The 9501-nt window shown below is 69.9% G+C and carries 9 protein-coding genes; 5 read left to right on the top strand and 4 right to left on the bottom strand.

The window, feature by feature from the left end; translation table 11 throughout:
• The coding region (locus I73_RS02530) for an amidase family protein (protein ID WP_022979180.1) at positions 1 to 977 on the top strand (977 nt) is incomplete at its 5' end.
• 1 nt (position 978) lies between these two features.
• Positions 979 to 2430 carry an Asp-tRNA(Asn)/Glu-tRNA(Gln) amidotransferase subunit GatB gene (gene gatB, locus I73_RS02525; protein WP_022979179.1) on the top strand — a complete coding sequence of 484 codons (1452 nt, stop codon included), beginning with the start codon at positions 979 to 981 and terminating at the stop codon, positions 2428 to 2430.
• 43 nt (positions 2431 to 2473) lie between these two features.
• On the opposite strand, the gene I73_RS02520 is transcribed toward gatB, so the two are convergent.
• Genes I73_RS02520 through pyrE form a run of 3 tightly spaced genes read right to left on the bottom strand, consistent with a single transcriptional unit; the run spans position 2474 to position 4280 of the window.
• Positions 2474 to 2830: an MliC family protein gene (locus I73_RS02520; protein ID WP_148289657.1), complete on the bottom strand. Its 357-nt coding sequence runs from the start codon at positions 2828 to 2830 to the stop codon at positions 2474 to 2476.
• 35 nt (positions 2831 to 2865) lie between these two features.
• Positions 2866 to 3603, bottom strand: coding sequence for a DUF4124 domain-containing protein (locus tag I73_RS25540; protein ID WP_148289656.1), 738 nt, complete (start codon positions 3601 to 3603; stop codon positions 2866 to 2868).
• Between the two features lie 2 nt (positions 3604 to 3605).
• Complete coding sequence (gene pyrE, locus I73_RS02510; RefSeq protein WP_022979176.1) at positions 3606 to 4280, bottom strand: orotate phosphoribosyltransferase; 675 nt, start codon at positions 4278 to 4280, stop codon at positions 3606 to 3608.
• A gap of 13 nt (positions 4281 to 4293) precedes the next feature.
• Between pyrE and I73_RS02505 the strand changes: the two genes are divergently transcribed.
• On the top strand, positions 4294 to 5088 hold the full coding sequence (locus I73_RS02505) for an exodeoxyribonuclease III (protein WP_022979175.1): 795 nt from the start codon (positions 4294 to 4296) through the stop codon (positions 5086 to 5088).
• 66 nt (positions 5089 to 5154) lie between these two features.
• Here I73_RS02505 and I73_RS02500 read toward each other — a convergent pair whose 3' ends face one another.
• Positions 5155 to 5955: an SDR family oxidoreductase gene (locus I73_RS02500; RefSeq protein ID WP_022979174.1), complete on the bottom strand. Its 801-nt coding sequence runs from the start codon at positions 5953 to 5955 to the stop codon at positions 5155 to 5157.
• A 127-nt stretch (positions 5956 to 6082) separates the two neighbouring features.
• On the opposite strand from I73_RS02500, the gene I73_RS02495 reads away from it, so the two are divergent.
• Both I73_RS02495 and katG read left to right on the top strand, forming a co-directional pair.
• Positions 6083 to 7030, top strand: a complete 948-nt coding sequence (locus tag I73_RS02495; protein WP_022979173.1) for a GlxA family transcriptional regulator — start codon at positions 6083 to 6085, stop codon at positions 7028 to 7030.
• A gap of 195 nt (positions 7031 to 7225) precedes the next feature.
• Positions 7226 to 9331, top strand: a complete 2106-nt coding sequence (katG, locus tag I73_RS25535) for a catalase/peroxidase HPI (RefSeq protein WP_022979172.1) — start codon at positions 7226 to 7228, stop codon at positions 9329 to 9331.
• Positions 9332 to 9501: the final 170 nt, after the last annotated feature.

Raw genomic sequence — 9501 nt, 5'->3', positions numbered from 1 at the left:
CCGGCCCGACCCGGCGGCTCATCCGCCAGCCGTCCAGCTTCTCGGGCCTCACCGGCATCAAGCCGACCTACGGCGTCTGCAGCCGCTACGGCATGATCGCCTTCGCCTCCAGCCTGGACCAGGCCGGCCCGATGGCCCGCTCGGCCGAGGACTGCGCCCTGCTGCTGTCGGCCATGAGCGGCTTCGACGAGCGCGACAGCACCAGCGCCCAGCGTCCGCCGCAGGACTTCCATGCCCAGATGCTGGCCCCGCGCGAGGGCGCCAGCGCCGCCAAACCGCTGCAGGGCCTGCGCATCGGCCTGCCCAAGGAGTTCTTCCCGGCGGCCCTGGCTGCGGACGTGGACGGTGCCGTGCGTGCTGCGCTGGCGCAGCTGGAGGCCCTGGGCGCCACGCTGGTCGAGGTCAGCCTGCCGCGCACCGAGCTGTCCATCCCCGTGTACTACATCATCGCCCCGGCCGAGGCCAGCTCCAACCTGAGCCGTTTTGATGGCGTCAAGTTCGGCCATCGCGCGGCGAACTACACCGATCTGCTGGACATGTACAAGAAGACCCGGGCCGAAGGCTTCGGCCCCGAGGTCAAGCGCCGGATCATGATCGGCACCTATGTGCTGAGCCATGGCTATTACGACGCCTACTACCTGCAGGCCCAGAAGCTGCGCCGCATGATCGCCGACGACTTCCAGCGCTGCTTCCAGCAGTGCGACGTCATCGCCGGCCCGGTGGCCCCCACGGTGGCCTGGCAGATCGGCGCCCAGGGCGACGACCCCCTGCAGGCCTATCTGGCCGACATCTTCACCTTGCCCGCCAGCCTGGCCGGCCTGCCCGGCATGAGCGTGCCGGCCGGCTTCGGCGCCCACGGCATGCCGGTGGGCCTGCAGCTGATCGGCAACTACTTCCAGGAAGGCACCCTGCTGCAGGCCGCGCACGCGCTGCAGCAGGTGACCGACCATCACCTCCGCAGCCCGGAGGGTTTCTGAGATGAGCAGCCAACCCCAACTCGTGCGTGGCTACGAGGTCGTGATCGGCCTGGAAAACCACGTCCAGCTCTCGACCCAGTCGAAGATCTTCAGCGGCGCCTCGACCGCCTTCGGCGCGGCGCCCAACACCCAGGCCTGCCCGGTGGACCTGGCCCTGCCCGGCACGCTGCCGGTGCTCAACCGCGCCGCGGTGGAGCGGGCCATCCGCTTCGGCCTGGCGGTGGGCGCCAAGGTGGCGCCGCTGTCCATCTTCGCCCGCAAGAACTACTTCTACCCCGACCTGCCCAAGGGCTACCAGATCTCGCAGTTCGAGATCCCGGTGGTGCAGGGCGGCAGCGTGGCCTTCTTCGTCGGCGACCGTCAGAAGGTGGTGCAGCTCACCCGCGCCCACCTGGAGGAAGACGCGGGCAAGAGCCTGCACGAGGACTTCCACGGCCAGTCGGGCATCGACCTGAACCGCGCCGGCACCCCGCTGCTGGAGATCGTCTCCGAGCCCGACATGCGCTCGGCCCAGGAGGCCGTCGAATACGCCAAGACCCTGCACGCGCTGGTCATGTGGCTGGGCATCTGCGACGGCAACATGCAGGAAGGCTCCTTCCGCTGCGACGTCAACGTCTCGGTGCGCAAGCCGGGCGAGCCCTTCGGCACCCGCCGCGAGATCAAGAACCTCAACAGCTTCCGCTACCTGGTGGACGCGGTGAACTACGAGGTGAACTGGCAGATCGACCAGTTGGAGGATGGCTTCACCATCCAGCAGGCCACGGTGCTCTACAACCCCGACCGGGGCGAGACCCGGGCCATGCGCAGCAAGGAAGACTCGGCCGACTACCGCTACTTCCCCGATCCGGACCTGCCGCCGCTGGTCATCGCCCCCGAGTGGGTGGAGCGCGTCAAGGGCGAGATGCCCGAGCTGCCGCGCGCCATGGCCGAGCGCTTCCAGCAGGCCGATGGCCTGCCGGCCTACGACGCGACGATGATGACCCAGTCGCTGGCCTTCGCCCGCTACTACGAGGCCGCGCGCGAGGCCTGCGGCCAGCCCAAGCTGGTGGCCAACTGGCTGATGGGCGAGGTGAGCAAGCGCCTGAATGCCGAGGAGCGCGAGCTCCAGGATGCCCCGGTGAGCCCGGCCCTGCTGGCGCAGCTGATCGGCCGCATCCAGGATGGCACCATCTCCAACAACGCGGCCCGCCAGGTCTTCGACGCCCTGTGGACCGGCGCCGGCAGCGAGGTGGACGCGGTCATCGAGGCCAAGGGCCTCAAGCAGATGAACGACAGCGGCGCGCTGGAGAAGATCGTCGACGAGGTGATCGCTGCCAACGCCAAGTCGGTCGAGGAGTACAAGTCCGGCAAGGACAAGGCCTTCAACGCCCTGGTCGGCCAGGTCATGAAGGCGTCCAAGGGCAAGGCCAACCCGGCGCAAGCCACCGAGCTGCTGAAGAAGAAACTCGGCTGAGGCCGGTGGACGAGAAGCGCGGCCCTGGGAAGGGTCGCGCTGCTCAGCGGGCGGGTGCCGACGGTGCCGCCCGCCGGCCCTCCAGGGCCTCGGGTTCCAGCGAGGCGATCACCTTGCGGCAGACCAGATCGTCCTCGCCCTTGCGCTGCCAGCTCGCGTTGCTCCCGGACAGCGCCAGGCTGAGGCCCAGTCTGCTGTCCGTGAAGCGGGCTTCCCGGGCATCGCGCACCCGACGCAGGGTGTATGTCTGCCCGTCGAAGGTGACGATGGCATCCCGCGGCGTGAAGGCGGCGCGCAGGGTGTGTGCGCCCGGGCAGCGGTAGTCGGTGGGGCCGGCCCAGGCGGCGGCGGCGGTGGCCAGGAACAGGCCCAGGCCGAGGGCGGGGGTCAGGGAGGGCAAGGTCTTCGGTGGCATTCCGGAAGGTGGCTCGATCTTCAGCGAGCCGCGGGTGCCGCGGATGGCGACGGCTGGCCCGCATCCACCTGGGTCCCCGGCGGCAGGCCCGCCAGCAGCAGGGCCAGGCGCTGGCGCTCGTTGTCGTACTGCAGGTTGATGCGGGCCCGTTCGGCGTCCATGCTGCGCAGCAGCGTGCGCTGTGCCTCCAGGCTGCCGTCGTTGGTGTTGGTGCGCATCTTCAGGTTCTCCGGCACCGCCTTGCCCCCCAGGCCGGCCCGTTCGTTGGCCAGGACCACCCGCTCGGTCTCCAACTGCGCAATGCGCAGCTGGATGGTGTCGATGGCCTTCTGGGTGGATTCCAGCGCGCGCTGGCGCGCCTGGTCATGGGCGGCCAGCGTCGGGTAGCGCGACAGCAGCAGCCGATCGTTGCGGACCAGCTCCATCCGCGCCGCCTGGGCGCGGGCCTGGGCCGCCCGTTCGGCGTCCCTCTGGGCCTGCTGTTCGGGCGACAGCATCGGCGGCACCTTCTTGCGCACCGTGCCGTCCTTGCCCAGCATGTTCTGCTCCTGGCTCAGGCATTCGGGGATGGGGCGGTCCGAACTGAGCCGCCGGCCGTTGGCATCCACGCAGGAATAAATGGGGGCGGAGGCCGCGTCCTTGGCCGGTGTCACGGCCTGGGCCGGCAGTGTCATCAGCAGCCCCGCTGCGGAGCCGGCCGCCACGGCGACCGACCGGGCCAACCCGGGACGAACGCTCATCGGGGCCGGCCGCTTCATGCTCACACTCCGTAGCGCTGGCGGTAGGCCGCCACCTTGTCGCGGTTGGCGGCCAGGGTGGGGTCGCCGGTGGTGTCCAGGAACTGCATGAGGTCGGCCAGCGTGGCGATGGACAGCACCTTCAGGCCCAGCTCCTGCTCGACGTACTGCACGCCCGAGCGCGGGCTGGCCGGGTCGTCGCTGGCGCGCTCCTGGCGGTCCATCGTGATGGCCACGCCCACCGGGGTGGCGCCGGCCGCGCGGATCATGTCGGCCGCCTCGCGCTTGGAGGCCCCGTCGGTGATCACGTCGTCGATGATCAGCACCCGGCCCTGGACCGGGGCGCCCACCAGGGTGCCGCCTTCGCCGTGGTCTTTCGCCTCCTTGCGGTTGTAGGCGTAGGGCACGCTGCGGCCTTCCTTGGCCAGGCCGATGGCCACCGCGGCGGCCAGGGTGATGCCCTTGTAGGCCGGGCCGAACAGCATGTCGAATTCGAGCCCCGAGGCCAGCAGGCGGCGTGCATAGAATTCGCCCAGCCGCATCAGCTTGGCGCCGTCGTCGAACAGGCCCGTGTTGAAGAAGTACGGCGACTTCCGGCCGGCCTTGGTCGTGAACTCGCCGAAGCGCAGCACCCCCGCGTCCACCGAGAACTTCACGAAGTCCTGGGCCAGCGGGTCGGTGTGGGTGGTGTTCGTCATGGAAGGGACTTCAATGGGATTCAGACTGGTCACGCTCAACCTGAACGGCATCCGCTCGGCGGCCAGCAAGGGCTTCGTGCCCTGGACGGAGAGTATCGCGCCCGATTGTATGGGGGTGCAGGAAGTCAAGGCCCAGGCGCCCGATGTGCAGGGGAAATACGACACGGTGGCCGGCATGACCGGGCATTTCCACTATGCCGAGAAGAAGGGCTACTCCGGTGTCGGCCTGTACAGCCGCCACGAGCCCAGCGACGTGATCATCGGTCTGGGCGAGCCGGAGTTCGACGCCGAGGGCCGCTACGTCGAGTTGCGATTCGACAAGCCCGGACGCCAACTCAGCCTGATCAGCTGCTACTTCCCCAGCGGCTCCAGCGGTGAGGAGCGCCAGCAGGCCAAGTTCCGCTTCCTGGACGTGGTCTACCCGCACCTGCACGCCCTCAAGGGCACGCGCGAGTTCATCCTGGTCGGCGACGTGAACATCGCCCACCAGGAGATCGACCTGAAGAACTGGAAGGGCAACCAGAAGAACAGCGGCTTCTTGCCCGAGGAACGCGCCTGGATGACCCGGCTGCTGGACGAGGCCGGGGTGGTGGACGTCTACCGCCGCCTGCACCCCCAGACCACCGGCGAGGCCTACACCTGGTGGAGCAACCGCGGCCAGGCCTACGCGAAGAACGTGGGCTGGCGCCTGGACTACCACCTGGCCACACCCGCCCTGGCCGCGCAGGCCCGCACGGCCGCCATCTACAAGGACCAGAAGTTCAGCGACCACGCGCCGCTGATCGTCGATTACGACTTCCAGCTCTGAGCCCGCGGCGAAGCCCAGTCACTTCACCGAGGCACTCAGCGCCGGTCCCCTTCGGTCCGGGGTGGCTCAGGCGCTGATGCGGTAGCGCGCCGCGGCCTGGTGGGTGGACAGATGGGGCAGCATGGCCTGGCGGGCGGCCTCGTAGGCCTCCCACAGCGCCGCGTCCTGCAGGGACGGGATCGTGATCAGCTCGGCGCGGTCGAAGCCGACCAGGGCGGCGTCCACCAGGTCCTCGGCGCGCATCACGATGGCGCTGTCCAGGTGCTCCACCGGCAGGCCGCCGCGGGCCCAGAAGTCGGTGGCGGTGGCGCCCGGCAGCACGGCCTGCACGCGCACGCCCTTGTCGGCCAGTTCGTGGTGCAGCGACTGGCTGAAGGCGGTGACGAAGGCCTTGCTGCCGCCGTACACGCCGTTGAGCAGCTCCGGCGCGATGCCGACGATGCTGGCGATGTTGATGATGGCGCCGCGCCCCCGGGCCACGAAGCCGGGCACCGCGGCATAGGCCAGGCGCATCGGTGCCGTCACGTTCAGGGCCACCATGCGGGTCATCTCGTCCACGTCGCTGTCCAGCAGCGCCCGGTGGGTGCCCACGCCGGCGTTGTTCACCAGCAGGGTGATGCTGGCGTCCTGGCGCAGCACGTCTTCCACGGTGGCCAGCGAGGCCGGCTCGTGCAGGTCGGCCACCAGCACCTCGACCGAGCGGCCGGTGCGGTTGCTGATGTCGCGCGCCAGGTGGTTCAGGCGCTCGCGGTTGCGAGCCACCAGCACCAGGTCGTGGCCGCGGCGGGCCAGGCGGTCGGCGTAGAGGGCGCCGATGCCCGAGGAGGCGCCGGTGATGAGGGCGGTGCCCAGAGAGGAAGAGGTCATGTCGATGCTCCGGTGGGTGGCGACCTGACAGGGCCGCCGTGTTGCGATGGAGGCATCTTCCCTCCGACGGGCAATGTCTCAAATGACGTATATAGTCATGTTTTGAGACATAGGGGGAGGACATTTCATGCACCGCGTCGGCTATCTGCTCTCCGAGGGCTTCCAGGTCATGGCCATCAGCACCCAGGCGGTGTTCGAGTTCGCCAACCTGGTGGTGGGGGAGTCTTTCTACCGGGTGGACAACTACTCGATGGCGGGCGGGGAGGTGCGTTCTTCGCTGGGCCTGTCGATCGGCACCCGGCCCGTCACCCCGCGCAGCCAGGCCGACACCTGGATGGTGGCCGGCGTCATCGATCCCGTCGCCGTGCCGCCCTCGGCCGAGATGACGCGCTTCGTGCAGCGGGCCAGCCGCCAGGCGCGTCGCGTGGCCGGGCTGTGCACCGGCGGCTTCGTGCTGGCCGAGGCCGGTGCGCTGGCGGGGCGGCGGGCCACCACCCACTGGGCGCACGCGCAGGCGCTGCAGCAGCGGCATCCGGAGATCCAGGTCGAGCCCGACCGCATCTTCATCGCCGACGGCAACGTCTGGACCTCGGCGGGCATGACCGCTGGCCTGGACCTGGCTCTGGGTCTGGTCGAGAAGGACCTGGGCCCGGAGGTGGCCCGCTCCGTGGCCCACCGGCTGGTGATGCACCAGCGCCGTGCCGGGGGGCAGTCGCAGCATTCCGAGCTGCTGAAGCTGGCGCCCAAGTCCGACCGCATCCAGCAGGCGCTGGACTACGCCCGCCAGCATCTGGCCACCCCGCTGGGCGTGGAGAAGCTGGCCGAGGTGGTGCACCTGAGCCCGCGCCAGTTCAGCCGCGTCTTCACCGAGGAGACCGGCCAGTCTCCGGCCAAGGCCATCGAGGGCCTGCGGCTGGAGGCAGCGCGGCTGATGGTCGAGCAGGGCCGACACCCGCTGGAGGTGATCGCCCGCGAGACCGGGTTCCGCGACCGGCGCCACCTGCGCGAGGCCTTTCTGCGCGGCTACGGCATGGCCCCGCGCCTGGTGCGCCAGGGGGCCCGGCAGGCCAGCTAGGCCGGCACAGCGGGGGAAGCCGCCACCCTCGCGTCGCGTCCGGGACCGCCGACATGGCGTGGCCTATCGCCGCCATTGAAATCCTTGTCTCGCCTTGCGGGCACGAACTTCCCAGAATCGGGTCCACACCCCAACGACCGTGACCTGCCGGGTCCGGCGTTCACCGCTCCAACCGCTCGATTCCAGGAGAAGCCGATGACCCAAGAAGCCAAGTGCCCCTTCCACGCCCAAGCCGCCGGCACCGGCACCAGCAACCGTGACTGGTGGCCTCAGCAGCTGCACGTGGACCTGCTGAACCAGCATTCCGAGCGCTCCAACCCCCTGGGTGAAGCCTTCGATTACCGGGCCGCCTTCCAGCGCCTGGACTACGCTGCCCTGAAGGCCGATCTGAAGGCCCTGCTGACCGATTCGCAGGACTGGTGGCCGGCCGACTGGGGCAGCTACGCCGGCCTGTTCATCCGCATGGCCTGGCACAGCGCCGGCACCTACCGCATGGTCGATGGCCGGGGTGGCGCCGGCCGGGGCCAGCAACGCTTCGCGCCGCTCAACAGCTGGCCCGACAACGTCAGCCTGGACAAGGCCCGCCGCCTGCTTTGGCCGGTCAAGCAGAAGTACGGGCAGGCGATCTCCTGGGCCGATCTGATGATCCTGGCCGGCAATGTGGCGCTGGAGAACAGCGGTTTCCGCACCTTCGGCTTCGGTGCCGGCCGCGAAGACGTGTGGGAGCCGGACCAGGACGTGAACTGGGGCGATGAGAAGACCTGGCTGGCCCACCGCGACCCCGAGACCCTGGCCCAGCACCCGCTGGCCGCCACCGAGATGGGCCTGATCTACGTGAACCCCGAAGGCCCCAACGCCAGCGGCGACCCGGCCTCGGCCGCGCCCGCCATCCGCGCCACCTTCGGCAACATGGCCATGGACGACGAGGAGATCGTCGCCCTGATCGCCGGTGGCCACACCCTGGGCAAGACCCATGGCGCCGCGGCGGCCAGCCATGTGGGGGTCGACCCCGAGGCCGCGCCCATCGAGCAGCAGGGCCTGGGCTGGACCAGCAGCCACGGTTCTGGCGCGGGCGCCGACGCCATCACCTCCGGCCTGGAGGTGATCTGGACCCAGACCCCCACCCAGTGGAGCAACCAGTACTTCGAGAACCTGTTCAAGTACGAATGGGTGCAGGTGCGCAGCCCGGCCGGCGCCATCCAGTTCGAAGCGAAGGACGCGCCCGCCACCATCCCCGACCCCTTCGACCCGGCCAAGAAGCGCAAGCCCACCATGCTGGTGACCGACCTGACGCTGCGCTTCGACCCCGGGTTCGAGAAGATCTCGCGCAAGTTCCTGAACGACCCGCAGGCCTTCAACGAGGCCTTCGCCCGGGCCTGGTTCAAGCTCACCCACCGCGACATGGGTCCCAAGGCCCGCTACCTGGGCCCGGAGGTGCCGAAAGAAGACCTGGTCTGGCAGGACCCGCTGCCCGCGCCGGTGCACACGCCGTCGGCCGCCGACATCGTGGACCTGAAGGCGAAGATCGCCGCCACCGGCCTGTCGGTGGGGGACCTGGTCTCGGTGGCCTGGGCCTCGGCCTCGACCTTCCGCGGCGGTGACAAGCGCGGCGGCGCCAACGGCGCGCGCCTGGCCCTGGCCCCCCAGAAGGACTGGGCGGTCAACCGGCGGGCGGCCAAGGTGCTGCCCGTGCTGCAGGCCGTGCAGCAGGCCAGCGGCAAGGCCTCGCTCGCCGATGTGATCGTGCTGGCCGGTGGGGTCGGCGTGGAGCAGGCCGCGAGGGCGGCCGGCGTGGCCGTCGAGCTGCCGTTCACCCCGGGCCGGGTCGATGCGCGGCAGGACCAGACCGATGTGGCCTCCTTCGCGGTGATGGAGCCGGTGGCCGAGGGCTTCCGCAACTTCGGCCGCGGCCAGGGCAAGACTTCGACCGAGGCCCTGCTGATCGACAAGGCCCAGCAGCTCACCCTGACCGCGCCCGAGCTGACCGTGCTGGTGGGCGGCCTGCGGGTGCTGGGCGCCAATGCCGATGGCAGCGACCTGGGCGTCTTCACCGACCGGGTGGGCGTGCTCACCAGCATCGGCTACACCGGCAGCGACCCGATCGGCGACCGTGTGGTGCAGCTGCGCAACCACGCCGAGGGCGTGCATGTGCAGGTCTACAACCCCAACAGCCGCAGGTACAGGGTGGTGGCCAGCCTGAGCGGCCTGGTGACCAGCCAGATCGATCCGGCGCGTGATCTGTGGCTGGTGGACGCGCCGGCGCTCAAGGCCGTCAAGCGCAGCCGCGCCAGCGTGCACTGAAGCCGGCGGGCGCCTGCGGGCGTCTCCTGACCGGACAGGGGCCGTCCAGTATCATGGATCGGTCCCTTTTTTCATGCTGGGCACGCCTCCATGGACTTTGCGATCCCCCACGCCACGCCGGCCCGTCCCTGGCTGGTGGCCGACATCGGTGGCACCAATGCGCGCTCGGG

The sequence above is a fragment of the Ideonella sp. B508-1 genome, from assembly GCF_000333615.1.
Classification (GTDB): domain Bacteria; phylum Pseudomonadota; class Gammaproteobacteria; order Burkholderiales; family Burkholderiaceae_C; genus Ideonella.
This window is presented reverse-complemented; position numbering and strand designations above follow the sequence as displayed.

Excerpts from the sequence above, each read along its gene's own strand:
- gatB (WP_022979179.1), top strand. The coding sequence starts at position 979 with ATGAGCAGCCAACCCCAACTCGTGCGTGGCTACGAGGTCGTGATCGGC.
- I73_RS25540 (WP_148289656.1), bottom strand. The coding sequence starts at position 3,603 with ATGAAGCGGCCGGCCCCGATGAGCGTTCGTCCCGGGTTGGCCCGGTCG.
- pyrE (WP_022979176.1), bottom strand. The coding sequence starts at position 4,280 with ATGACGAACACCACCCACACCGACCCGCTGGCCCAGGACTTCGTGAAG.
- I73_RS02505 (WP_022979175.1), top strand. The coding sequence starts at position 4,294 with ATGGGATTCAGACTGGTCACGCTCAACCTGAACGGCATCCGCTCGGCG.
- I73_RS02500 (WP_022979174.1), bottom strand. The coding sequence starts at position 5,955 with ATGACCTCTTCCTCTCTGGGCACCGCCCTCATCACCGGCGCCTCCTCG.
- I73_RS02495 (WP_022979173.1), top strand. The coding sequence starts at position 6,083 with ATGCACCGCGTCGGCTATCTGCTCTCCGAGGGCTTCCAGGTCATGGCC.
- katG (WP_022979172.1), top strand. The coding sequence starts at position 7,226 with ATGACCCAAGAAGCCAAGTGCCCCTTCCACGCCCAAGCCGCCGGCACC.